Origin of the sequence: Caniella muris (assembly GCF_943193035.1) — a bacterium.
Taxonomy (GTDB): Bacteria; Actinomycetota; Coriobacteriia; order Coriobacteriales; family Atopobiaceae; genus Granulimonas; species Granulimonas faecalis.
Genome location: NZ_CALPCK010000001.1, coordinates 389,866 through 413,939 on the forward strand (window position 1 = coordinate 389,866; position 24,074 = coordinate 413,939).

20 protein-coding genes and 1 tRNA gene are annotated in these 24,074 nt (G+C 69.3%); all 21 read right to left on the reverse strand.

Annotation, left to right across the window (positions count from 1 at the left end; translation table 11 throughout):
• Positions 1–32: 32 nt before the first annotated feature.
• Positions 33–1,322 (reverse strand): dihydroorotase, encoded by a 1,290-nt coding sequence (locus NFR49_RS01740; RefSeq protein WP_251157964.1) that lies wholly within the window; start codon positions 1,320–1,322, stop codon positions 33–35.
• On the reverse strand, positions 1,309–2,241 hold the full coding sequence (locus NFR49_RS01745) for an aspartate carbamoyltransferase catalytic subunit (protein WP_135977374.1): 933 nt from the start codon (positions 2,239–2,241) through the stop codon (positions 1,309–1,311). The genes NFR49_RS01740 and NFR49_RS01745 overlap by 14 nt, the downstream gene beginning before the upstream one ends.
• Positions 2,241–2,813 carry a bifunctional pyr operon transcriptional regulator/uracil phosphoribosyltransferase PyrR gene (gene pyrR, locus NFR49_RS01750; protein ID WP_251157965.1) on the reverse strand — a complete coding sequence of 191 codons (573 nt, stop codon included), beginning with the start codon at positions 2,811–2,813 and terminating at the stop codon, positions 2,241–2,243. Before pyrR ends, NFR49_RS01745 begins: the two co-directional genes overlap by 1 nt.
• A 184-nt stretch (positions 2,814–2,997) precedes the next feature.
• A complete protein-coding gene (locus NFR49_RS01755; protein ID WP_251157966.1) occupies positions 2,998–4,062 on the reverse strand; it encodes a glycosyltransferase in 1,065 nt (354 codons plus the stop codon).
• Between the two features lie 81 nt (positions 4,063–4,143).
• Complete coding sequence (locus tag NFR49_RS01760; RefSeq protein WP_251157967.1) at positions 4,144–5,220, reverse strand: ABC transporter ATP-binding protein; 1,077 nt, start codon at positions 5,218–5,220, stop codon at positions 4,144–4,146.
• Positions 5,221–5,223: 3 nt separating this feature from the next.
• A complete protein-coding gene (locus tag NFR49_RS01765; protein ID WP_251157968.1) occupies positions 5,224–6,999 on the reverse strand; it encodes an ABC transporter permease in 1,776 nt (591 codons plus the stop codon).
• Positions 7,000–7,141: 142 nt separating this feature from the next.
• A complete protein-coding gene (locus NFR49_RS01770; RefSeq protein ID WP_251157969.1) occupies positions 7,142–8,278 on the reverse strand; it encodes an extracellular solute-binding protein in 1,137 nt (378 codons plus the stop codon).
• Between the two features lie 173 nt (positions 8,279–8,451).
• On the reverse strand, positions 8,452–9,480 hold the full coding sequence (locus NFR49_RS01775) for a glycosyltransferase family 2 protein (RefSeq protein ID WP_251157970.1): 1,029 nt from the start codon (positions 9,478–9,480) through the stop codon (positions 8,452–8,454).
• 11 nt (positions 9,481–9,491) lie between these two features.
• Positions 9,492–10,568 carry a glycosyltransferase family 2 protein gene (locus tag NFR49_RS01780; RefSeq protein ID WP_251157971.1) on the reverse strand — a complete coding sequence of 359 codons (1,077 nt, stop codon included), beginning with the start codon at positions 10,566–10,568 and terminating at the stop codon, positions 9,492–9,494.
• Complete coding sequence (locus NFR49_RS01785) at positions 10,568–11,383, reverse strand: ABC transporter ATP-binding protein (RefSeq protein ID WP_338032513.1); 816 nt, start codon at positions 11,381–11,383, stop codon at positions 10,568–10,570. Before NFR49_RS01785 ends, NFR49_RS01780 begins: the two co-directional genes overlap by 1 nt.
• An 8-nt stretch (positions 11,384–11,391) precedes the next feature.
• Positions 11,392–12,219 carry an ABC transporter permease gene (locus tag NFR49_RS01790; RefSeq protein ID WP_251157972.1) on the reverse strand — a complete coding sequence of 276 codons (828 nt, stop codon included), beginning with the start codon at positions 12,217–12,219 and terminating at the stop codon, positions 11,392–11,394.
• 159 nt (positions 12,220–12,378) lie between these two features.
• Positions 12,379–12,453, reverse strand: a tRNA-Asn gene (locus NFR49_RS01795).
• Positions 12,454–12,644: 191 nt separating this feature from the next.
• Positions 12,645–13,985, reverse strand: coding sequence for an RNA polymerase sigma factor RpoD (rpoD, locus tag NFR49_RS01800; protein WP_251157973.1), 1,341 nt, complete (start codon positions 13,983–13,985; stop codon positions 12,645–12,647).
• A 71-nt stretch (positions 13,986–14,056) separates the two neighbouring features.
• On the reverse strand, positions 14,057–15,946 hold the full coding sequence (gene dnaG / locus NFR49_RS01805; RefSeq protein ID WP_251157974.1) for a DNA primase: 1,890 nt from the start codon (positions 15,944–15,946) through the stop codon (positions 14,057–14,059).
• A 23-nt stretch (positions 15,947–15,969) separates the two neighbouring features.
• Positions 15,970–16,995, reverse strand: a complete 1,026-nt coding sequence (gene ribF / locus NFR49_RS01810) for a bifunctional riboflavin kinase/FMN adenylyltransferase (protein ID WP_251157975.1) — start codon at positions 16,993–16,995, stop codon at positions 15,970–15,972.
• The gene (gene truB, locus NFR49_RS01815) at positions 16,982–17,890 is read right to left on the reverse strand and encodes a tRNA pseudouridine(55) synthase TruB (RefSeq protein ID WP_251157976.1); all 909 of its coding nucleotides are present in this window, start codon (positions 17,888–17,890) and stop codon (positions 16,982–16,984) included. Before truB ends, ribF begins: the two co-directional genes overlap by 14 nt.
• Before the next feature lie 17 nt (positions 17,891–17,907).
• A complete protein-coding gene (locus tag NFR49_RS01820) occupies positions 17,908–18,948 on the reverse strand; it encodes a DHH family phosphoesterase (RefSeq protein ID WP_251157977.1) in 1,041 nt (346 codons plus the stop codon).
• 9 nt (positions 18,949–18,957) lie between these two features.
• Complete coding sequence (rbfA, locus tag NFR49_RS01825; protein ID WP_135977362.1) at positions 18,958–19,374, reverse strand: 30S ribosome-binding factor RbfA; 417 nt, start codon at positions 19,372–19,374, stop codon at positions 18,958–18,960.
• 89 nt (positions 19,375–19,463) lie between these two features.
• Entirely contained in the window at positions 19,464–22,097 is a 2,634-nt protein-coding gene (gene infB, locus NFR49_RS01830) for a translation initiation factor IF-2 (RefSeq protein WP_251157978.1), read from the reverse strand.
• A gap of 46 nt (positions 22,098–22,143) precedes the next feature.
• Positions 22,144–23,472, reverse strand: a complete 1,329-nt coding sequence (nusA, locus tag NFR49_RS01835) for a transcription termination factor NusA (protein WP_135977360.1) — start codon at positions 23,470–23,472, stop codon at positions 22,144–22,146.
• A 65-nt stretch (positions 23,473–23,537) separates the two neighbouring features.
• On the reverse strand, positions 23,538–24,005 hold the full coding sequence (locus NFR49_RS01840; RefSeq protein ID WP_251157979.1) for a ribosome maturation factor RimP: 468 nt from the start codon (positions 24,003–24,005) through the stop codon (positions 23,538–23,540).
• Between the last annotated feature and the right edge of the window lie 69 nt (positions 24,006–24,074).

The window sequence follows — 24,074 nt, forward strand, 5'->3', positions numbered from 1 at the left end:
AAAGGCGGGCTGCTGATGGTCAGTCTATGCCATCAGCGCACGAGGCCCGCCTCCAGAACGCGCTTACCGCCAATCACCACGTCGGACGCGGCCCCCTTGAGGTGCAGGCCGAGGAAGGCGGAGTTCTTGGACTTGCTCTCGAAGTACTCGGTGGTGACGGTGACGGCGGCCTCGGGGTCGATGAGGGTGAGGTCCGCGGCGGATCCGGCCTCCACGGCCACGGGCTCGAGGCGCAGGATGCGGCGGGGCGCCACGGCCAGCACCTCGACGAGGCGCTGCCAGGTGATGGTGCCGCGGTCCACGAGGTAGGTGAGCATGAGCGGGAGCGTGGTCTCGAGCCCGACGGTGCCGAAGTAGGCGATCTCGAACTCGCAGTCCTTCTCGTGGGCGGCGTGGGGGGCGTGGTCGGACACGACGCAGTCGATGGAGCCGTCGGCGAGGCCGGCCACGAGGGCCTCGGCGTCGTCGCGGGTGCGCAGCGGCGGGTTGACCTTGAGGTTGGTGTTGTAGGAGTCGGTGATGTTCTCCTCGGTGAGGAAGAGGTGGTGCGGGGTGACCTCGCAGGTCACGGGCAGGCCCTCCGCCTTGGCGGCGCGCACGAGGTCGAGGGAGCGGGCCGTGGAGATGTGGGCCACGTGGAGCGGGCAGCCGGTGAGGCGGCAGAGCTCGATGTCGCGCATGACCTCGAGCTCCTCGCCCAGGGCCGGCCAGCCGAACATGCCGAGGCGGGTGCTGGCGCGCCCCTCGTTGACGACGCCGTTGGCGGTGAGCGACTCGTCCTCGCAGTGGGCGATGACGGCGCGGTCGAACTGGCTCACGTACTCCATGCAGGTGCGCATCATGCCGGCGGACTGGACGCCGTGGCCGTCGTCGGAGAAGCCGCACGCGCCCTCCATGACCATGTCGCCGATCTCGGCCAGGGACTCGCCGTCCTCGCCGCGGGTGAGCGCGCCGATGGGGTGGACGCGGGTGAGGCCGGCGTCGGCGCCGCGGTCGATCTGGTAGCGCACGGCCGTGCCGGTGTCGGTCACCGGGTCGGTGTTGGGCATCGTGGCCACGTCGGTAAAGCCGCCGTGGGTCGCGGCGCGCACGCCGGACGCGATGTCCTCCTTGTACTCGAAGCCGGGGTCGCGGAAGTGCACGTGCATGTCCACCAGGCCGGGGACGAGCACCTTGCCGGCACAGTCCACGACCTCGCAGCCCTCGGGGGCGTCCACGGCCTCGGACACCTCGGCGATGACGCCGCCGTCGACCAGCACGTCCATGACCCCGTCGATCCCCACCTGGGGGTCGATGACGCGGGCACCCTTAAGCAACATCATTGTCGTCTCCTCCGAGCAGCAGGTACATGGCGGCCATGCGGGTGCAGACACCGGCATTGACCTGGTTCAGGATCTTGGAGTTGGGGGCGTCGGCCACCTCGGGCATGATCTCCATGCCGCGGTTCATGGGGCCGGGGTGGCACACGATGGCGCCCTCCTTCATGCGGGCGTGCCGCGCGAGGTCGAGGCCGTAGAGGCGGTTGTACTCGCGACGGCTCGGGATGGCGGCGCCGCCCATGCGCTCCAGCTGGACGCGGAGCATGTAGACGACGTCCATCTCCTCGATGACCTCGTCGAGGGAGCTCGTCTGCTCGACGCCGTAGTAGGCGGGGTCGACGACCTGGAACGTGGGCGGGCCCACGAGGGTGACCTCGGCGCCCATGGTCTTGAGGGCGGGCACGAGGGAGCCGCACACGCGGCTGTGGAGCAGGTCGCCCACGATGGCGACCTTGAGGCCGTCGAGGTGGCCGAAGTGCTCGCGGATGGTGTAAAGGTCGAGCATGGCCTGGGTGGGGTGCTGGTGCTTGCCGTCGCCGGCGTTGATGACGCGGGCGTCGGTGTTCTCGGTGATGAGGTGCGGGGTGCCGGCGAACTTGGCGCGGCAGATGAACATGTCGACGTTCATGGCGTCGATGGTCTGGATGGTGTCGGCCAGGGACTCGCCCTTGACCACCGAGGAAGTGGAGCCGCCCATGTTGAGGGCGTCGGCGGAGAGGCGCTTCTCGGCCAGCTCGAAGGAGCTGCGGGTGCGCGTGGAGGGCTCGAGGAAGAGGTTGACGATGGTGCGGCCGCGCAGGGCCGGGACCTTCTTGATGGATCGGCTGTTGACCTCGTCGAAGGAGCGGGCGACATCGAGGATCTGCGTGATGTCGTCGGCGGTGAGAGAGGTCGTGTCGATCAGGTTGCGAACGGAAAGCATCAGGCCGCACCTCCGGGCTTCTTCTCGGTCTCCACGTCCCAGATCTCCACGGCCACGTGGTCGTCGAGGGGCTCCAGGCACACGCGCACGTCCTCGTCGCGGGAGGAGGGCACGTTCTTGCACACGTAGTCGGCGCGGATGGGCAGCTCGCGGTGGCCGCGGTCGACCATCACGGCGAGCTGGATGGTGGCCGGGCGGCCGAAGTCCATGAGCGCGTCGAGGGCCGAGCGCACCGTGCGCCCGGTGTAGAGGACGTCGTCGACGAGGATGATGTCCTTGCCGTCGACGTTGAAGGGGATCTCGGTCTTGTGGAGCACCGGCGCGAGGCGCCTCGTGACGTCGTCTCGGTAGAAGCTGATGTCCAGGAGGCCCACCTGCGGGCGGGTGCCCTCGATGGCCTCGATCTGGTCGGCGAGCATGCGCGCGATCGTGGCGCCGCGGCGCACGATGCCGACGAGGGCGATGGTGTCGGCCCCCTCGTTGCGCTCGAGGATCTCATGGGCGATGCGCGTTATCGCCCGCTCCATGGTGGCCTCGTCCATGATGGTGGCCTTGGGCTTCGTCTGCTCCATCTGGCTCCTTTCACAAAAAAAAGACGCTCCGGCCGATGCGGCAGGGCGTCCGTGCGAAGGCGGGCCAGATGTGGCCTGATATGTTCTATCGCCTTGACGGCATCCCGTACCGCTCTTAAAGGTCTTGTACACCGTACCCGAAGCCAAGGGGGATTTCAAGGGAGTTTCCCACATCCCCGAAAGATCACGGCTGCGTGCGGGACCACGACTCCGGGCCGAAGCTCTTGAGGTAGCCGATGAGGTGGCCCAGGCGCAGGGCCTTCTTGGGGTTGGGGTCCACGAGGGCCTGGTGGATGAGGCCGTCGAGGAAGCCGTCGGGCTGCCCCGCCCCCGCCACGACGGTCTCGAAGAGCGGGTCCTCCTTCACCTTCCCCAGCCAGGCGACGCGCTCCCCCTTGGGGACGTCGCTCATCTGCTCGGTGATGCGGGCGACCTCGTCCATGATGGCGCGGCCGTAGACGGCGCCGAGGGCCCGGCGGCTGTCGGGGGTGTCGAGGCCGTGCTCCTGCTGGTGGAGCTGGAGGGCGGCCACGCGGCGCTCGCTCTCGAGGAAGGTGCCCTCGGTGAAGGTGAGGTTCCGCTCGGCGCGGATGTGCTTCTCGAAGCGGTAGGCGCTGCGGTCCACCACGACGACCTTGCGGGCGCGCTCCATCATCTCGAGCACGAAGAAGAAGTCCTCGGAGTAGTGGCGGCGCCCCACCTCGAACCGGGTCTGTCCCACCATGGCGCGGCGGAAGAACTTGGTGAACACGAAGTCGATGAGCCTGCCCACGCCCAACGGAAGCATGAGGCGGTCGACCTCGTCGCCCTCGTAGACGCCGGCCGGCGCGCGGAGCTCCTCGGAGAAGGCGACGTTGCCCCGGTGGTTGAAGTAGTCCTCGACGACCCCCTCGACCACGACGTCGGGGTCCTCCGCCGCGACGGCCTCAGCGGCCACCGAGAGGTAGTCGGGCTCCGGGTGGTCCTCGGCGTCGGGGAAGGCCACGTAGCGCCCGCGGGCGAGGTCGAGGCCGCGGTTGCGCGACGCGGCGAGGCCCAGGTTGGCGTTGTTGTGGACCATGCGGATCCGGGGGTCCCGGCCCGCCGCCCTGAGGGCGCGGAGCACGGAGCGGTCCTCCGCCGCGTCGTCGACGATGATGAGCTCCCAGTCGTCGAGCTCCTGGGCGCGGAGGGCCTCCACCGCCTCCCCCACGTAGGACTCGACGTCGAAGAGGCACATCACCAGGGAGAAGAGCGGGGCGTCGTCCATGGGTCTCCTCGGCGGGGTCGGGGTCAGGGAGAGGGGCGCCGCGCCGGCTGTCGCGGCGCGGCGCCCGGTCCCCCATGGTAGCTAGAGAGCGTGCACGTCGTCACGGGTGAAGTCGACGAACGCGCTCTCCCCCACCTCGTAGACCTTGTGGTTCTTGGGGTTGAAGTCCGTCACCTTGACGACGGTGCCCCCGACCTTGACGTGGTAGTTGTGGTAGTTGCCCATGAAGCGCGAGAGGACGACCTCGCAGGGCAGGACGCCCTCGTCGGCCACCCTGGCGGCCTCGGGGCGCAGCACGAGGGTGCAGGCGTCGCCGTCGCCCAGGTGCTCGATGTTGGCGATGGGCACGCGGTACCCCTCCACCTCGGCCACGCCGTGCTGGCCGTCGTGCTCCACGATGGTGCCGTGGAGGAAGTTGGACTCGCCGATGAAGTCGGCGACGAACTCGTTCGCAGGGCGGTAGTAGACCGTGTGCGGGTCGCCCATCTGCTCCACGACGCCCTTCTTCATGATGATGATGTTGTCGGAGAGCGCCATGGCCTCGGACTGGTCGTGGGTGACGTAGACGGCCGTGATGCCGGCCTCCTGCTGGATGCGGCGAATCTCGTTGCGCATGTCCACGCGCAGCTTGGCGTCGAGGTTGGAGAGCGGCTCGTCGAAGAGCAGGACGCCGGGCTCCAGGACCAGGGCGCGCGCCAGGGCCACGCGCTGCTGCTGGCCGCCGGAGAGCTGGTTGGTCATGCGGTCCTCCATGCCCTCGAGGCCCACGAGCCCGAGGATGTTGACCACCTTCTTGCGGATCTCGTCCTTGGGGACCTTGCGCAGCTTGAGGCCGTAGGCAACGTTGTCGAAGATGTTGTAGTGCGGCAGCAGGGCGTAGCTCTGGAACACCATGGCGGTGTCGCGCCTATTGGGGGTGAGCTCGTTGATGGGCTCGCCGCCGAGGTAGATCTCGCCCTCGTTGGGGGACTCGAAGCCGGCGATCATGCGCAGGATCGTGGTCTTGCCGCAGCCCGACGGGCCGAGCAGCGTGACGAACTCGCCGGGCTCGATGGACAGGCTCACGTCGTGCACGGCGTAGAAGTCCTTGCCGGTCTTGGGGTCCTGGTAGATCTTGGAGATGTGGTCGAGGCGAACGCCCTTCTTCTCTTTTGCCATGGTCTAGAGCTCCTCCACTTGGCGGCTGTCTTCGAGGTAGTCCTTCTTGATGGTCTCGGGGAGTTCGTCGTCCATCCCCTTGGCCTTGCGGCTCGTTCCGAAGTGCCTGATGGCGAGGTTCATCAGCAGCACCGAGCCGTAGGTGATGGCGATGAGGATCGTCGCGAACGCGCACGCGATGCCGTAGGCGCCCTTCTCGGCGAACTCGTTGATCTGCACCGTGATGAGCAGCACCGACGGCGTGACGAGCAGGATGATGGCCGAGATGGCGGTGATGGAGCGCACGAAGGCCGTCACGAGACCGGAGAGGAACGACTCCTTGATGAGCGGCAGGGTCACGGTGCGGAACACGGTGAAGCTGTCGGCGCCCATGTCGTAGGCCGACTCCTCGATGGACTTGTCGATCTGGCGCAGGGCCGAGATGCCCGAGCGCGTGCCGGTGGGCAGGGAGCGGACGATGAACACGATGACGAGGATGGCGGCCGTGCCGTAGAGGCCCTGCATGACGCCGGTGCCGAAGATGCCGCCGGAGAAGCCGCGGATGTAGCCGACGCCGAGGACGGTGCCGGGGACGGCCATGGCGAGCATGGAGACCGCCTCGATGAAGCCCTTGGTCTTGAAGTCGCGCTTCACCACGAGGTACGAGATGATCATGGACAGGATGGCCGTGATGGGCGCCGCGATCAGCGACAGGGCGAAGGAGTCCACGAAGGCGTCGAGGCCGTGGTAGTGCGTGAAGAGCTGGATGAACCACTTCGGTGTGAGCGTGAAGTCGTAGCCCCAGGTGTTGAACAGGGCGCCGAACGGCACGCAGAGGTACATGACCACGACGAACACGGCCATGGCGCTGCAGAGGACCGTGAGGGGCACGGTGACGGAGCGGTCGGCGATGAGCATGCGCCCGCGGCTCGCCTTGCCGGAGAGGGTGGCCGTGCTCTTGGCCTCCAGGACGTACTTCTGCACGGCGAACATCACGAGGGTGATGCACAGGAGCACGACGGCCATGGCCGCGGCGCCCTGCTTGTCGTACGCGCCGGTGATCTGCAGGTAGATGGTGGTGGCCAGCGTGTCGTAGGAACCGCCGATGATCATGGGGTTGGCGAAGTCGGCGATGGACTCGATGAAGGTGACGAGGAACGCGTTGCCGAGGCCCGGGGCGATGAGGGGCAGCGTGACGCTCGTGAAGACCTTCCAACGGCTGGCGCCCATGTCGCGGGCCGCCTCCTCGAGGGAGGGGTCGATGTTCATGAGCAGGCCCTTGAGCATCATGTAGCACACGGGGAAGAACGTCAGCGACTGGACGACGAAGATGCCCCAGAAGCCGTAGACGCTGTTGTCGTAGATGCCCAGCACGTAGCGGGTGATGATGCCCGACTTGCCGAACAGCATGATGATGGAGAGCGAGAGCACGAACGGAGGGCTCACAACGGGGAGCATGGACACGAGCGAGAAGAGCCCGCGCATGAACCTCGTCTTGAGCTGCACGTAGACCTCCACATAGGCGAACAGGAGGCCTACGAGGGCGCTGACGATGCCCACGAGGAAGCCCACGGAGAGCGTGTTGGTGATGGCCGTCGTGAACGAGGGCATCTGGAAGATGCGCGCGAACACGTCGAGCGTGAAGCCGCCGCCGGAGATGAACGAGTCAACCAGCAGCATGGCGAGCGGGTAGAGGATGAACAGGGTGAGGAACGCGATGAGCACCACGATGGTGGTGATGAGTATAGGGTCGCCCAGCAGCTTCTTGCGGTCGAGCGCCTTTCCTTGGTCTTGGGCCATGGCCACCTGCCATTCAGGATTTGTCATGCAGTCTGCATTCAGCAAAAGAGGTACCGGGCGAACCTGGGGCCGCCCGGTACCTTACGATGTCGAACTCTAGATGGGAACCGACAACGGTTGCCGAGCCGGATGGGGCGAGGGGTTACTCGGTCTGGAAGCGCTCGGTGTCTCCGCCGCCGCCGAGGGCCGTCATGACCTCCTCGACGTAGCGCTCGGTGTTGTTCTTGGCGTCCTCGAAGTCGTACTCCATGACGTTGTCCGGGTCGAGGCCGTACTCGGTGGCGATCTCGGGCTGCTTGGCGTTGTCGAGCACCAGGAACTGGTAGGCCTTGGCCTCGGCGGCGCGCTCGACGCAGTCGGGCGAGAGGGCGTACTCGATCCAGAGCTTCGCGGCGTTGGGGTGCTTGCAGCCCTTGAAGATGGCCGTGGCGCCGACCTCGTAGGAGGCGCCGGAGGACGGGATCACGAGGCCGATGTTGCCGTAGCCGTTGTCCACGATCTGCATGATGCCGTCGTGCAGGAAGCCGATGCCCACGGTGCACTCGCCGGTGCCCACGTTCTTGGAGGGGCCGGAGCCAGACTTGGTGTAGACGTGGATGTTCTTGTCGAGGTCCACGAGGTACTTGATGCCCTCGTCGTGGCCCTTCTTCTGGATCATGGTGTTGATGACGAGCTTGGCGGTGCCGGCGGTGTTGTAGTTGGACAGCCAGATGAGGTCCTTGTACTTGGGGTCGAGCAGGTCGTCCCAGTCCTTGGGCTCGTCGATCTTGAGGCGCTCGAGCTCGTCCTTGTTGACCATGAAGCCGAGGATGCCCTTGTAGATGCCGTACCACTGGCCGTCGGGGTCGCGGTAGGTGTCGGAGATGAGGTGGCTGGCGTTCTGGGCCTCGTAGGGCTCGAGCAGTCCCTTGGTAACCGCCACGTTGTACGGGTCGGTGGTGCCGCCGAACCAGACGTCGGCGGAGGGGTTGCCGTTCTCCTCCTCGATCTTGGCCTGGACCTCGCCCGTGGACAGGCGCTGGAACTGGACGTCGAGGCCGAAGAGCTCCTTGAAGTGGTCGACGCAGGCCTGGACGTGCTCCTCCTCGCAGGAGCCGTAGACGATGAGCTCGCCCTCCTCCTTGGCGGCGTCGATGAGCTCCTGAGGGGCGTTGACGGTGTTCTCGCTGGTGTCGGCCTCGGCCTGACCCGTGTCGCCGCCGCTGCAGCCGACGAGGCCGAGCCCGGCCGCCGCGATGGCGGAGCCACCGATGAAACCCCTGCGTGAGATGTTGCGCATTTCGGTTCCTTCCCTAGAAGACCACGTTGACGCGCGCCGCTGGACGGCGTTTGGTATGTCTTCTTTTTTAGGGCCGAACCAAGTATTTCAGTTTGGGAAAACAGAGGGACTCCCCCCGACGGCGTCAATGACTCGGTGAGGAGAGAGGCAGTGGACTAATTCAGCTCCGTGTGCTAATCTCCGGCAGCCTCGTGGTCCATGCGGCCGAGCAGGCGGTCCAAGGCACTGGCGTCGAGGCGCACCGCGCCGGCCGCCAGGGCAGCGAGGTAGCGGCCGTCGGTGACCGCCCGCAGCCACGGGTGCTCGGCGCCGAGCCACGCCCTGAACGAGCGGGCGCGGGCGCGACCCCGCCTGCGGTCGCGGTCGTAGACGAGCATCACGTTGTAGTGCGTGTTCACGAGGAGCCGGGCGCGGAGCCTGAGGTACTCGGCGGCCTCGGCCGTCGTCGACGGGTCGGCGAGGCGCCCCTCCACGAACCGGCACACCTCCCTCACCACGCGGTCGTGGTCGTCGAAGCGCCGCACGTACCCCTCGGCGGCGACGCTCTGAGACGCGTTGCCCACGAGGTACCGGTAGACCTCGATGTCGAGCAGGGTGACGGTCTCCGCGCGGGCCGTGGCCTCCACGACGAGCTGCGTGTCGACGTAGAACGTGTGCTCCAGGAGCCTCACGCCGCAGGCGCGGAGGAAGTCCGTGCGCGCCGACACGGTGTGGATCGAAATGCAGTTGGTGCGGGCGGCCTCGGCCGACACCGAGGCGAAGGGCACCTCGCGGCCGGTGGGCAGGCCCGCCGGCAGGGGCCTGGGCTCGGTGGACCCGGTCCCCATGTGGACGTCGCGGCGCACGTCGACCACGATGTCCGACGAGATGCCGGGCAGGAGCTCGAGCTCGGCGGCCAGGCCGTCGGGGTCCACCCAGTCGTCGGCGTCCACCACGCGGAAGTAGCGGCCCCGGGCCGCGTCGAGGCCGGCGTTCACCGCGGAGCCGTGGCCGCCGTTCTCCTTGGAGACGAGGCGGAAGACGTCCGGGTGCGCCTCCACGAAGTGCCTCGCGACGTCGGCGGTGCCATCGGTGGAGCCGTCGTCCACGACGACGACCTCGAGGGCCGCCGCCAGCCGGGGGTCCGAGAGGCTCTCGAGGCCCCGGGCGATGAGCCCTTCCACGTTGTAGCTGGGCATGGCTATGGTGAGCTGCTTCTCCACGTCGCCCCTCCCTACCGCTTCTGCTGGATCCGCCCGAAGGCCCCGGAGGCCGTGCCCCTCGCCACGCCCACGGCGCGCCCGAGGGCGAGGGCCAGGCCGACGTCCCGCGTGCGGAGCACCGAGAGCGCCGCGTTGGTGGCCAGGCTCTCGTCGGAGTAGGCCACGGTCACGAGGCGGTCGAACAGCGGGTCCGAGAAGACCTGCGTCACCCAGTCCCTGCGCCCGGCGGCGTCGAGGCTCGAGCGCGGGTCGCAGGCCCGCATGAGCGCGGACACGATGTAGCGGCCGTACAGCACGCCCACGAGGCGGCGCGTCTCCGTGCCGTCGAGGCCGTGCTCGCAGAGGTAGCGGTAGAGCCTGGCCACACGGCGGCGGTGGATGTCGTAGTAGGTGTCGTCCCAGCGCGACGTGAGCGACCCGCTCGGCCGCTTGAAGTAGCGGTACGCGGCGCACGGGACCACGGCCACGCGGCGGGCCCGCTCGAACATCTCGATGGAGAAGAAGAAGTCCTCGGAGAGGCTCGTGCCCTCCTCGAAGCGCAGGTCCCCCACGAGGTCCGTGCGGAAGAACTTGCAGTTGACGTAGCCGACGAGGGTCTTGACCTCGAGGGGGAGCACGGCGCGGGCCACGGCCGGGCCCTCGAGGAGCGCCCCGTCGGGAACGATGGGCCGCTCCCGCTCGACGGTGCCGTCAGCGCGCTCGTAGACCTCGGTCAGACCCTCGACGACGATGTCGGGGTCGAAGGCGGCCACGGCGTCCGCGGCGGCGGGGAGGAAGTCGCGCCCCACGGTGTCGTCCGGGTCCGGGAAGGCGACGTAGCGCCCACGGGCGGCCTCGAGGCCGGTGTTGCGGGCGCCGGAGAGCCCGCGGTTATCCCCGTGGCGCACCACGCGCACGCGGGGGTCGCCCCCCGCGGCGGCCAGGGCCGCGTCGAGGGAACCGTCCGGCGAGGCGTCGTCGACGAGGACGAGCTCGAAGTCGTCGAACGGCTGGGCGAGCATCGCCGTCACGGCGCGGGCCACGGTGGCCTCCACGCCGTAGAGGCACATGACGAGCGAGAAGAGGGGCCTCTCCCCCGCCACCGCCATCAGGAGCTCCCGAGGGCCTTGTAGGCGTCGCAGACCTCCTGGCACGGGCCGATCATGCGCTGCTGGCCCTTCTCGATCCAGCAGACGCGGTCGCAGATGCGCTCCACGAGCTCGATGGAGTGGCTCACGAGGAGCACGGTGACGTTGTTGGACTCCACGAGCTCCTGGATGCGGCGCTCGCACTTCTGCTGGAAGAGGAAGTCCCCCACGGAGAGGGTCTCGTCGACGATGAGGATGTCGGGCTCCGTGATCGTGGCGATGGCGAAGGCGATGCGGGCCACCATGCCGCTGGAGTAGTTCTTGAGCGGCATGTCCATGAAGTCGCGGAGCTCGGCGAAGTCGACGATCTCGTCGAGGTGGGAGTCGATGAACTCGCGGGTGTAGCCGAGGAGAGCGCCGTTGAGGTAGATGTTCTCGCGGGCCGTGAGGTCCATGTCGAAGCCCGCGCCGAGCTCGATGAGCGGGGCGATGGAGCCCGTCACGGCCACCCGGCCCTCGCTGGCCTCGAGGACGCCGGCGATGACCTTGAGCATGGTGGACTTGCCCGAGCCGTTGGTGCCCACAAGGCCGAAGGCCTCGCCCTTGCGCACCTGGAAGCTGATGTGGTTGAGGGCGCGGAACTCTTTGAAGAACAGCTCGCGGCGGATGAGGGAGATGAAGTACTCCTTCAGGGAGTTGAGCTGCTCGGAGGCCATGTTGAAGACCACCGAGACGTCGTCGACGTCGATGCAGACGGGCGCGTCGGCGACGATGTCGGCGTGGTCGTCGCCGAACAGGTGCTCGAAGCCCTCGGAGGGCGTTTGGGTGGCGTTCAAGGCTGCTCCTAGATGTACAGGATGAACTTGTGCTCGTTCTTGCGGAACACGAGGTAGCCCACGGCCAGGGTGATGAGGGCCATGACGAGGCACGCCGCGTTGGCCCCGAGGCTCGGGGCCTGCTGGTAGAGCAGGAAGGTCCTGAAGTAGTCGATGTACTGGTACATGGGGTTGAACCGCATGAGGTGCTGGAGGGGCTCCGGCAGGATGTCCATGGTGTAGAAGATGGGCGTGAGGTAGGTCCACGCCGTGAGGACGACCGACCAGAGGTGGATGACGTCGCGGAAGAACACGGCGAGCGTGGCCAGGAAGAGCCCGAGGCCGATGCAGAAGAGCAGGATGTAGGCCAGGAACGGGACGATGAACAGGATGTTCAGGGAGAGCGGGATCCGCGCCCACACCATGACGAGGGCCACGGCGATGAGCGAGAGGCCGAAGTTCACGAGGGAGAACAGCACCTTTTGCACGGGGAAGACGATGCGGTTGATCTTCACCTTCTTGAGCAGCGGCGCGGCGTTGATGATGGACCACATGCCGTCGTTGGTGGCCGCGCTCATGAGGCTGAAGGTGATGTTGCCGATGATGAGGTAGACGGGGTACACCTCGGGCGGCATGTTGGCGCCGCGCATGAAGTGCGTGAACACGATGCTCATGACGACCATCATGAGCAGCGGGTTGAGGACCGACCACGCCACGCCGAGGACGCTCCGGCGATACTTGAGCTTGAAGTCCTTGCTCACCAGCTCGCACAGGATGGACCAGTCGCGTTTGATGCCCGTGTTCCACGTGGCGACGGCCTTGGCGCCGTCCGTGGAGACCTTGGTCTGCTTTGACACGCTACTCCTTCGTGGAAGGTGGGAAACCGCAGCTCAAAGGCCCGAATGGACCTTTACGTGCGAGAATGACTCTAGCACAGGTTCACCGGGGGCCACACAAGCCATAGAGGCATGGGACGCGCCATGAAAAAAGGCCCCTCGCGGGACCTTGGAAGAATCTGGCTCCTCGGGTAGGGCTCGAACCTACAACAGCGCGGTTAACAGCCGCGTGCTCTACCATTGAGCTACCGAGGAATCGGGTGCGCCTTGGCACGAGCAAAGAATATACGCGCACTCCGCCGCGGGCGCAAGGGTGAATCCGGAAAAACCGGGCGCAAAAACGAACCGCAACAAGAGGCGTCCCGAACCGTCCCGCTGGTGGCGTTTGGGACGGTTCGGGACGCAAATGGAATATGCAGGGCATCTACCTGCTGATTTTCGGGACCTTACTCCTCCATGTAGTCCTTGAGCTTGCCGGAGCGGCTGGGGTGGCGGAGCTTGGCCAAGGTCTTGGACTCGATCTGACGGATGCGCTCTCTGGTGACGCCGAACTCGCGGCCCACCTCCTCGAGGGTCCGGGGATGGCCGTCCTCGAGGCCGAAGCGCAGCTTGATGACCTTGCGCTCGCGGTCCGCGAGGCCGTCGAGCACCTGCTCGAGCTGCTCGCGGAGCATGGAGTCGCTGGCCGCCTCGGGGGGCGCCACGGCGCCGGCGTCCTCGATGAAGTCGCCGAGCTGGGAGTCCTCCTCCTCACCGATGGGGGTCTCGAGGGAGACGGGCTCCTGGCTGATCTTCTGGATCTCGCGCACGCGCTCCGCGCTCATGCCCATCTCGGCGCCGATCTCCTCCGGGGTGGGGTCGCGGCCGAGGTCCTGGAGCAGGGTGCGCTGGATGCGCACGAGCTTGTTGATGGTCTCGACCATGTGCACCGGGATGCGGATGGTGCGGGCCTGGTCGGCGATGGCGCGGGTGATGGCCTGGCGGATCCACCAGGTGGCGTAGGTGGAGAACTTGAAGCCCTTGGTGTAGTCGAACTTCTCGACGGCGCGGATGAGGCCGAGGTTGCCCTCCTGGATCAGGTCGAGGAAGAGCATGCCGCGGCCCACGTAGCGCTTGGCGATGGAGACGACGAGGCGCAGGTTGGCGCTGATGAGCTGCTGCTTGGCCTCGAGGCCCATCTGCTCGATGCGCATGAGGCGGCGCTGCTCGGCGCGGGTGAGGTCGAGCTCGCCCGCGGAGAAGGCCTCGAGCTTCTCGGTGGCCTCGGTGCCGGCCTCGATCTTCATGGCCAGGTGCACCTCGTCGGCGGCGGAGAGGAGGTCGACCTTGCCGATCTCCTTGAGGTACATGCGCACCGGGTCGCCGGTGAGCATGATGGCCGAGGAGTCGGTGCGGCGCTTCTTGGTGCGGCGCTTGCGCTTGGCCGGGGCCTTGGGCTCCTTCACGGCCACGGGCTTGGCGTCGTCGTCGACGGGCGAGTCGTCGTCCTCGTCGTCGTGGACCTTGTCGATGTCGGAGTCGATGTCCTCGTCGTCGAGGTCCTCCTCCACCACCACGCCGTCAGGCACGGTCTCGACCTCGGAGACGATCTCGACGCCGCCGGAGCGGAGCGCCGTGTAGAGGTCGTTGAGCTCGGCGTCGTCGACGTCGATGTCGCTCAGGGCCACCTGGATGTCGTCCTCGGAGACGCTGCCGCCCGATTTCTTGGAGGCCTTGACCAGGCCTGCACGAACCGACTCGAGCTCGTCGGAGAGAACGGGGCTTTTCTGGGATTTCTTGGCTGCCAATGGTCTCCCTTCGCATGGGCATACTGCGCAATAGTCTACCCGAACGCTCGAATGACCACGGGAACTACAACCTAGCGGCCGCCGGCGAGGGACTCCTTGAGGGCGGCCTCGCGGGCGCCGAGGTCCACGACCTCCTGCATGAGGGAGCGCACGTCGTCGTCGGGGCCCGGCGAGGCGAGGCGCGCCTGGAGGGCGCGGGACCTCCTCCTCAGCGAGAAGAGCTCCACGTTGTCGACCAGGAAGGCGGCCTTGGACTCCGCGGGGGCGCTCGACACGACGTCGATGGAGGCGCCGGAGAGCAGCGCCGGCGCCTCGGGGATGGCCTCGGTGGCCGCCCGGGCGGCGTCGGCGGGCGTGCTCCCGGGCGGCAGCCCGAGGACGGCCCACGCCACGGCCTCGTGGCGGGGGTCGGACCACGTGGTCGAGGCGATGCGGGCGGCCTGCTCGCCGAACGCGCCGGGGTGGGCGACCATGGCGCCGAGGAGCTCGCGCTCCGCCCGGGCCTCGAGGTCCGAGGCGGGGTCGCGCACAGGCTCCCCCCAGCTCGACCAGGGTCCCTCCCCCGCCCCGGGTTCCGGCTCGGGCTCATAGACGTCCCGGTAGGGGTCGTACGCGTCGGGGGGCGCGGCCGGGGCCTGCGCCTGCCTCCGGCCGCGGGCGCCGTCGTCCTCCTGGGGGACCTCGGCGGCCCGGATGCGGCGCAGGGCCTCCTCGGGGCTCGTCCCCAGGGCGTCGGCCACGCGCCGGGCGTAGCCGTCGATGAGGATGGAGTCCTTGAGCGGGGCGAGGATGGAGGCCACGTCCTCCATGGCGCGCACGCGCCGCCCGGGGCCCATGGACCCGGCGCCGTCGAGGTGGCGCTCGAGCACGACGTCGATGAGCGGCCGGGCCTCGGCCAGGCGGTCGCGCAGGGCGTCGGCACCGTGGGCGGCCACGTACTCCGCCGGGTCGGCGTCGTCGGGCAGCGTGACGCAGAGGAGGTCGGCCTCGGTCTTGTCCACGAACCGCACGGTCTTGTCCGCCGCCCGCTGGCCGGCGGCGTCGCCGTCGAGCATGACGACGACGCGCTTGGGCTTGAGGCGGTTGATGAGCTTGATGTGGTCGAGCGTGAGGGCGGTGCCCAGGACGGCGGCCACGTTGGTGAAGCCCGCCTCGTGGAGCGCGATGGTGTCGGTGTAGCCCTCGACGACGACGAGCTCCCCCGTGGCCACCGCCGACTCCTTGGCGCGGTCGAAGGCGAAGAGGTGCTTGGACTTGTGCCACACGGGCGAGTCCTTGGAGTTGATGTACTTGGGCTTGGCGTCGCCCATGACGCGGCCGCCCATGCCGATGGCGCGGCCGGCCTCGTCGTGGATGGGGAACATCACGCGGTCGTAGAAGCGATCGGCCAGGCGCCCCGACCGCTGGACGGCGAGGTCGGCGGCCAGCATCTCTTGGGAGGTGAACCCGAGCGAGCCGAGATGGCGCACGAGCTCGCCGTGGCCGGGGGCGTAGCCGAGGCCCCACCGCCGGCACACGGCCGAGCCCATGCCGCGGCCGGCGCAGTAGGCGCGGGCGGCGTCCTGGGCCTTGCCGCGGACACGCAGGAGCTGGTTGGCGTAGAAGTCCTCGGCCGCCTGGAGGCAGAGGTGCAGCCGGTTCCGGGCCGGGCCCCTCCGGGCCTGGCCCGTCTCGTGGAGCTCGATGCCCGCACGGTCGGCCAGATACCGGATGGAGTCAGGGAAGTCGAGACCCTCACGCTTCTGGACGTAGTTGAAGACGTCGCCGCCCTCGCCGCAACCGAAGCAGTACCAGAAGCCGGTGTCCGCCTTGACGTGGAACGACGGCGACTTCTCGTGGTGGAAGGGGCAGCAGCCCCAGAAGTCCCCCGACGAGCGCTCGCGCAGCTGGACGGTCTCCCCCACCAGGGACACGAAGTCGGTGGCCTCGCGCACGCGCTCGCGCTCGTCGTCGCCGATCATGCCCCTCCTTCCCGGGGGTCCCGTCAGCGGGGGCCCTCCAACCTCACCGGCGCCTCCCCGAGGCGGCGGCGCACCTGCTCGATGTTGCCGAGGACGACGGACCTGAGGTCCCCGACGTCCCCGAACCTCCGCGACGCCCTGAGCTCCTCGGTGAGCACGACGTCGACGGCGGCGCCGTAGAGGTCGCCGGAGAAGCCCACGAGCGCGCACTCGAGGAAGGGGCCGGAGGCGCCCTCCCCCCCGTCGGCGAAGGTGGGCGGCAGCCCGGCGTTGACGGCGGCGGGCCACGCGAGGCCGTCGACGACGACGTAGCCGCCGAAGACGCCTGAGGCCGGGGCCACCGACCCCGCAGGGCACACCACGTTGGCCGTGGGGAAGCCGAAGGACGTGCCCTCGCCCCGGCCGTGGACGACCGTCCCGTGGGAGAAATGATACCGCGTGAGGAGCCTGCGGGCCTCCTGCACGTCGCCCGCGGCCACGTCCCGTCGGATGCGGGTGGCGCTCACCGGCGAGCCGTCGAGGGCCAGGAGCCGGTGGCCGAAGACGTCGACGCCGGCCCCCGCGCCCCACGCCGCGAGGCGGGCGACGGTGCCCTCGCCGCCGGCCCCGAGCCTGAAGCCCTCGCCGACGTGCACCGAGGCGAGGCCGAGGGTCGCGGCGAGCCCGTCCATGAAGCGGCGGTAGTCGAGCGAGGCCACGGCGGCCGTGAAGTCGAGGACGAGGATCCCATCGATGCCGGTGGACCAGAGCATGCGGAGGCGGTCGTCGCGGGAGAGGAGCGCGGGCTGGGGCTCCGGCCCGAGGACGCCGGAGGGATCCGGGTCGAACGTGACAGCCACAAGGGGCAGCCCCCGGGAGGCGGCGTCCCGCCGGGCGCGGTCCAGGAGCTGGCGGTGGCCGGCGTGCACGCCGTCGAAGGCGCCGATGGCCGCGACGCACGGGGAGCCGGGGCGCCCGTGGAGCGCGCCGCCGTCGACAGGGACGCCCCGGGGCACGACGGTGCCCCACGCGAGGGAGCGGGCGAGCTCGCCGGCGTCAGCGGAGCCCACCGCGCACCCCCTCGACGCCCTTGACGAGGTTCACCTTGGAGGCGAGGGAGCGGCCCCGGCGCTCCCACACGCCGTGGAGGCGCCCGCCATGCACGAGGGCGACCTCGTGGGCGTCGTCGGCGGCGGCCAGCCGCCTCCCGCACGCCGCGTCGGCGAGCTCCCGGTCGGAGAGCTCGCGCACCGGGAGGCCGAGGACCGCCGCGGGGTCGAGCGCCCGCGCACGGACGGCGTCGACGCCGCCGGCAGCGAGCTCGTCGAGGGTGAGGCAGTCGGCGATGCCCACGGGACCGGACGCCGTGCGGCGCAGGGAGCAGACGTGGGCCCAGCAGCCGACGTCACGGCCGAGGTCGCGCGCTATGGAGCGGATGTAGCAGCCCTTGGAGACCTCGAGGGAGACGTCCCAGGAGACCACGCCGTCGTAGAGGGAGGTGCCGAGCAGCTCGGCCCGGAGGATGGAGACGGGCCTGGGGTCGAGCTCCACGGCCTCCCCCGCCCGCGCCGCGGCGTAGGAGCGCCGGCCGTCCTTGGACACGGCGGAGAAGGCCGGCGGCACCTGCATGGCGTCGCCGGGCATGGAGGCCACGACCGCGGCGGCCACCACGGGGTCGGCGAGGCGTGCCGGCGCCTTGGCCACGTGGACGGGCGCCCCCTCGGCGTCGTCGGTCGTGGTCTCGCAGCCGAACCGGAACGTGGACTCGTAGGCCTTGGTCGCAAGGGTGAGGATGCCGAGGAGGCGCGTGGCCTGCCCGACGCCCAGGACGAGGACGCCCGAGGCGTCGGGGTCCAGGGTCCCGCCGTGGCCCACCCTGCGCTCGTGGAGGGCGCGGCGGCAGGCGTCCACGACGTCGTGGCTCGTCATGCCCCGGGGCTTGTCCACGGCGAACAGGCAGTCCACCGCGCTCTCTCGGCGCCTCACCGGGCGCCCCCGCAGGGCGGGCAGCCCGAGACGGCCTCCCTGAGGAGCGGGAACACCTGGGCGAACACGTCGTCGATGGTGCCGTCGGCGGAGAAGCCGGCGGCCGCGCGGTGCCCGCCGCCGCCCATGGCCCTCGCCACGGCGGAGACGTCCACGTCCCCCTTGGCCCGCAGGTTGCCGCGCACGACGCCCGGGGTCGGCGACTCCTTGAGGAAGAGCGCGGCCTCGGCGCCCCGGATGGAGCGCACGCTGTCGATGAGGCCGTCGCACTCGTCGTCCTCGGCCCCGGTGTGGGCGAGGTCGGCCCGGGTGGCGTAGCTGTAGGCGATGCGTCCGCAGTCGAGGGTGACGATGCGGCCCATGACGATGGACTCGAGGTGGAGGTACGGGAGCCTGAAGCTCTGGTAGACGTTGAGGGAGACCCACGACGGGTCGGCGCCGGCGTCCACGAGGAGCGACGCCACCTTGAACGCCTCGGGGTCGGCGTTCTGGTACTGGAACCGGCCGGTGTCGGTCTGCACGGCGCAGAAGAGGTCGTTGGCTATGGCGGGCGTGAGCTCCACGCCCGCGAAGAGCGCGAACTCCGTCACGAGGACACCGGTCGCCGCGGCCTCCGTCCGTGTGAGGTGCGGCGTGCCGAAGGGCTCGTCGGCCGGGTGGTGGTCGATGACGGCGACGGCCCGCGATCGCTCCATGACCGCCCGGGCGTGGTTGAGCCGGGAGGGCGTGGGGAGGTCGAGGGCGATGAAGAGGTCAGGGTCGCCCCTGTAGGCCGAGGCGGCCACGAACGTGTCAGAGCCCGGCAGGAACCGGTAGGTCGAGGGCACGGGGCCGTCGTCGGCCAGCAGGCAGGTGACCTCCCGACCCTCGCCCCAGCGGGCGCGGACGACCTCGGCCATGGCGAGCACGGACCCCACGGCGTCGCCGTCGGGCCTCGTGTGTGCGCAGAGAACGATGGTCCGGGCCCCCTCGACGAGGGCCGCGATCGAGGCGAAGTCCCTGCGCTGGGCCTCGCCGATGGCGACTGGACAGGCCATGGCCAAGCCTCAGCCCCTCTCGTCGCCGGGCTCGCCCGCGCCCTCGGGCGCCACGGGGTAGCCGTCCTCGTCCTTCTCCACGGAGAGGGTGGGCGGCACGTTCTCGAGGGCGCGGGTGATGCGCTCGGCCTCGTCGGTGGAGGTGTCGATGCGGAAGTCCAGCTCGGGCGTCACGCGCCAGCCGAGCGCACGGCCCAGGAGCGAGCGGATGCGGCCGCGGGCGCGCGTGAGGGCCGCGAGGACGTCCTCGTAGCGGTCCGCGTCGCAGGAGACGTAGGCGCGCAGGAAGCTCTTGTCGATGGAGACCTCGCAGCCCGTGAGGGTCAGCTGCTGGAGCGCGGGGTCGCTCACGTCGAACAGGAGGATGTGGGCGAGCTTCTCGCGCGCCTGCTCGTTGATGCGCCGGGAGTTCTTGTTCTGTTTCATGGTCAGCCTCCTTGAGGGTCGATGCGCGGGGCCCCGCCAGTGGCAAGGGGCCCCGCGCATCGGTCCCGGGCGATACGGCCGGCGGCAGCCTACTCGGTGCGGGCCACCTGGACGATCTTGTAGCCCTCGATGAGGTCGCCGGGGTGGATGTCCTGGTAGTTCTCGAGGCCGATGCCGCACTCGTAACCGGCCTTGACGCTCTTGACGTCGTCCTTGTAGCGGCGCAGGGAGGCCATCTTGCCGTCGAAGACCACGATACCGTTGCGGGTGAGGCGCACGGAGTCGTCGCGCGAGATCTCGCCCTCGGTCACCATGCAGCCGGCGGCGATGCCGACCTTGGGCACCTTGAAGGTATCGCGGACCTCGGCGACGCCGGTCTGGACCTCCTCCTCCGTGGGCTTGAGCATGCCCACGCGGGCGGCGTCGATGTCCTCGATGGCCTTGTAGATGACCTGGTAGCACTTGATCTGGACGTTGTCGCGCTCGGCCGCGGCGCGGGCCTTGGCCTCCGGGCGCACGCCGAAGCCGATGATGATGGCGTTGGAGGCGTCGGCGAGGATGACGTCGGTCTCGGAGATGGCACCCACGGCGCTGTGGATGATGTTGATGCGGACCTCGGACTGGTCCATCTTGCCCAGGGCGTCGGAGAGGGCCTCGATGGAGCCCTGGACGTCGGCCTTGACCACGAGGTTGAGCTCCTTGACCTCGGCGTCCTCCATGGTGTCGAAGAGGTTCTCGAGGGTGACGTGCTTGACCTTGTTCTGCTCCTCGATACGGGCCTTGAGGGAGCGGGACTCGGCGAGGTCGCGGGCGTCGCGCTCGTCCTGGAAGACGCGGAACTCGTCGCCGGCGGCGGGCACCGAGGACAGGCCGAGGATCTCCACCGGGTCGGACGGGCCGGCCTCGGTGACGGGCTGGCCGTTCTGGCCGAGCATGGCGCGGACGCGGCCGTAGCTCATGCCGGCGACCAGGGCGTCGCCCACGTGGAGGGTGCCGCGGTTGACCAGCAGCGTGGCCACCGAGCCGCGGCCGCGGTCGAGCTTGGCCTCGAGGACGTAGCCGGAGGCGAAGGTGTTGGGGTTGGCCTTGAGCTCGAGGACGTCGGCCTGGAGCAGGATGGTCTCGAGCAGCTCGTCGATGCCCATGTTCTTCTTGGCGGAGATGTTGACGAACATGTTCTCGCCGCCCCACTCCTCGGGGATGACGCCGTACTCGGTGAGCTCCTGGCGCACGCGGTCGGGGTTGGCGTCGTCGCGGTCGATCTTGTTGACGGCCACGACGATGGGCACGCCGGCGGCCTTGGCGTGGTTGATCGACTCGATGGTCTGGGGCATGACGCCGTCGTCGGCGGCCACGACCAGGACCACGATGTCGGTCACCTTGGCGCCGCGGGCGCGCATGGCGGTGAAGGTCTCGTGGCCGGGGGTGTCGACGAAGGTGATGGTGCGGCCGTTGATCTTCACCTGGGAGGCGCCGATGTGCTGGGTGATGCCGCCGGCCTCGCCCTCGGCCACGCCGGTGTGGCGGATGGCGTCGAGGGTGGAGGTCTTGCCGTGGTCGACGTGGCCCATGACGGTGACCACGGGGGCGCGCGGCAGGAGGTCGGCCGGGTCGTCGTAGAACGTGAAGGAGTTCTCCTCCTCCTTGGTCATGACCTTGACCTCGCGGCCCAGGTCGTCGGCCACGAGCTCGATGAGCTCGTCGGACATCGACTGGGTCATGGTGAGCGGGGTGCCGAGCAGGAAGAGGCGCTTGACGATGTCGGAGGCCGGGATGTCGAGAAGGTCGGCGAGCTCGGCCACGGTGGCGCCCTGCGGCACCTTCACGACGTCGAGCTTGGAGATGTCCTGGTCGTTGGCCAGGGCCTCCTGGATGGCCTGCTCCTTGGCCGCCTGGGCGGCCTGGGCCTTCCTGTGCTCCTTGCGCTTCTTGCGGCGGCCGGTGGACTCGCGGCTGGCCTCCTCGACGGAGGCGCGGGCGTCCTCGAGGACGCGCTCGCGGTTGTACTCCTCGGCGGAGCGGGCCATGCGGCTGTAGCGGTCCTCGTCGGGGCCCTCGTGGCCGTGGTGGCGCTTGTTGTGCCGGTTGGAGGCCGCGGCCTTCTCCGGCGAGGGGGCCACGTCCATGGCGGCCGGCCCGCGACGGTCCTGACGGCCGCCGCCGCGGCGCTCCTGGGGACGCGAGGCTCGCTTGGCCTTGTCCTCCTCGCGGCGCTTGGCCTCCTCCTCCTCCTTCTTCTGCTTGAGCACCTCCTCCTGCTGGGCGATCTGCTCCAGCAGGCTGGTGAACTTGGGCATGCTCTTGGGCGCGGTGTCCTTCACGCGGTTGCGCTCGGCCTCCTCGGCGCGGCGGCGCTCCTCCTCGGCGGCCTTGGCCTCCTCGGCGGCGCGGCGGGCCTCCTCCTCGGCACGGCGGCGCTCCTCCTCGGCGCGCTCGCGCTGGCGGCGCTCCTCGACCTCGCGGCGGGCGGCCTCCTCGGCGGCGCGGCGGGCCTCCTCCTCTGCCCTACGGGCGGCCTCCTCGGCCTCCTGGGCGGCGCGGAGTTCCTCCTCGCGGGCCTTGAGCTGGGGGGCGAGCTTCTTGCGCACCATGGAGACGTAGGCGTCCTCCAGGGCCGACGACGCGGACTTCGCCGGGATCTTCATGTCCTTGAGATGGGAGAGCATCTCCTTGCTCGTGATGCCGAACTCCTTGGCGAGTTCGCTGACGCGCGTCTTTGCCATGCAACCTAACCTTCCTGGAACCTGAACGACGGGGACCTGATGCGCCTTAGATCAGGGAATCGGGGTCATCGGACGTGTCGATCGCGTCGTACTCGCGGTCGAGGAGGCTCTCCCCCTCCGCGGCGGCCTCGTGGACGCCGCAGTACTTGGAGCCGGGCCGGGCCATGTTGCGGCACTGCGTCCCGTTCTCGGAGACGTGGGCGCAACGCGTGGCGGGCTGCTCCTGGTCCTGATCGATGAGGTCCTCGGCGGCCTCGGCCTTCTTGCGCATCTTCGCGATGAGGTCGCGGGCGATCCCCTCGCTCTTGATGTCGATATGGTAACCGGTGAGGCGCGCGGCGAGCCGGGCGTTCTGACCCTCCTTGCCGATGGCCAGGGAGAGCTGGTCGTCGGGCACGATCACCGTGGCGTAGGTGTGCTCGGGGTCGACGATGACGCGGGTCACCTTGGCGGGCGACAGGGCGTTGGCCACGCGCTTGGCGGGGTCGTCGCTCCAGAGCACGACGTCGACGCGCTCGCCGCGGAGCTCGGAGACCACGGTGCGCACGCGGCTGCCCTTGGGGCCGACGCAGGCGCCCACGGGGTCGAGGCGGTCGTCCAGGGAGCTCACGGCCACCTTGGAGCGGCGGCCGGGCTCGCGGGCGATGGACTCGATCTCCACCACCCCGTCGTAGATCTCGGGGACCTCGAGCTCGAAGAGGCGGCGGAGCAGGTCGGGGTGGGAGCGGGAGACCACGATGGAGGGGCGGGAGAACTCGCCGCGGACGGGCTGGATGCGGGCCTGCGGGTCGCGGACCTCGATGATGAGGGCCTTGATGCGGTCGCCGTGGCGGTAGCGCTCGCCGGCGGGGCGCTCGTTGCGCTCCTGGCGCTCCTCGTTGTTCTTGCGGAGGTCGAAGTGCGGGAGCTCGGCCTCGATGCCCTCGCGGATCTTGATGATGGTGAAGTCGGGGACCGACTGGATGACGGTGCCGGTGATGATGTCGCCGACGCGCTCCGAGAACTCCTCGTAGATCATCTGGCGGGCGGCGTTGCGGGTGATGGCCGCGATCTCGCTCTTGGCGTGGAGGGCGGCGATGCGGGAGATGCCGGGGTCGTCCACGGCCTCCTCGCGGAACTCGGTGTACTCGCCGGTCTCGGGGTCGGGCTCGCCCTCGGGGACCAGGCGGTAGAGGAAGAACCGGCCCGAGGTGCGGTCGATGGTGACCTTGGCGCCGTCGGGGAAGCGGTCGGGGTCGAGGTCGGCGTAGCTCTTGGCGAGCGACTGCTCGAGGCGGTCGAGCAGGTAGAGCTCGTCGATGTGCTTCTCATGGCAGAGCGCCATGAGGGCCTCCATCATCTCGTTGTTCTTCTCGTTGTCGTGGGTGGCGGCCATCTGCGGCACCCCTTCCTCTTGTGGGTGGCTGGGAAAACGGGCGTTGGCTCCGGGGAGCCCGCGCCCTAGAAGACGGGCCTCAGCTTGGCCGACTGGACGTCGGCGAGGGGCAGGGCGTGGGTACCGTCGTCGCACTCCACGACGACGTCGCCGCCCTTGAGGCCGACGAGGGTGCCGGTGAAGGTGCGGCGACCCTCGTGGCCCGCCATGCGCACCTGCACGGGCTCGCCGGCGAAGCGCTCGAAGTCGGCGGGGCGGCGCAGGGGCCGGTCGAGGCCGGGAGAGGAGACCTCGAGGGTGTAGGAGCCCGGGAAGGGGTCGAGCGCCTCGACGACGTCGCCGACCCACCCGTTGTGGGAGGCCACCTCGTCGAGGGAGACGGGATCGCCGGGCTCGGCCCGGTCGACGCGAACCCGGACGACGGGCGCCTTGGACGCACCGGCCACCTCGACGTCGACGATGTCCGCCCCGTGGGCGGCAGCCTCGGCCTCGAGGGCCTCCAGAAGCCGCGACCTGATGTCCTTGACAGCCATGGCCCACCTTCCCAAAAAAAGGAAGCGGGGCGACGAACGCTCCCACTTCCCGATTGAACTGCATGTTTA

Bases quoted from the DNA above. Each gene is read 5' to 3' on its own strand.
- NFR49_RS01740 (WP_251157964.1), bottom strand. From the start codon at position 1,322: ATGATGTTGCTTAAGGGTGCCCGCGTCATCGACCCCCAGGTGGGGATC.
- NFR49_RS01745 (WP_135977374.1), bottom strand. From the start codon at position 2,241: ATGCTTTCCGTTCGCAACCTGATCGACACGACCTCTCTCACCGCCGAC.
- pyrR (WP_251157965.1), bottom strand. From the start codon at position 2,813: ATGGAGCAGACGAAGCCCAAGGCCACCATCATGGACGAGGCCACCATG.
- NFR49_RS01755 (WP_251157966.1), bottom strand. From the start codon at position 4,062: ATGGACGACGCCCCGCTCTTCTCCCTGGTGATGTGCCTCTTCGACGTC.
- NFR49_RS01760 (WP_251157967.1), bottom strand. From the start codon at position 5,220: ATGGCAAAAGAGAAGAAGGGCGTTCGCCTCGACCACATCTCCAAGATC.
- NFR49_RS01765 (WP_251157968.1), bottom strand. From the start codon at position 6,999: ATGGCCCAAGACCAAGGAAAGGCGCTCGACCGCAAGAAGCTGCTGGGC.
- NFR49_RS01770 (WP_251157969.1), bottom strand. From the start codon at position 8,278: ATGCGCAACATCTCACGCAGGGGTTTCATCGGTGGCTCCGCCATCGCG.
- NFR49_RS01780 (WP_251157971.1), bottom strand. From the start codon at position 10,568: ATGGCGGTGGCGGGGGAGAGGCCCCTCTTCTCGCTCGTCATGTGCCTC.
- dnaG (WP_251157974.1), bottom strand. From the start codon at position 15,946: ATGATCGGCGACGACGAGCGCGAGCGCGTGCGCGAGGCCACCGACTTC.
- NFR49_RS01820 (WP_251157977.1), bottom strand. From the start codon at position 18,948: ATGGCCTGTCCAGTCGCCATCGGCGAGGCCCAGCGCAGGGACTTCGCC.
- rbfA (WP_135977362.1), bottom strand. From the start codon at position 19,374: ATGAAACAGAACAAGAACTCCCGGCGCATCAACGAGCAGGCGCGCGAG.
- infB (WP_251157978.1), bottom strand. From the start codon at position 22,097: ATGGCAAAGACGCGCGTCAGCGAACTCGCCAAGGAGTTCGGCATCACG.
- nusA (WP_135977360.1), bottom strand. From the start codon at position 23,472: ATGGCCGCCACCCACGACAACGAGAAGAACAACGAGATGATGGAGGCC.
- NFR49_RS01840 (WP_251157979.1), bottom strand. From the start codon at position 24,005: ATGGCTGTCAAGGACATCAGGTCGCGGCTTCTGGAGGCCCTCGAGGCC.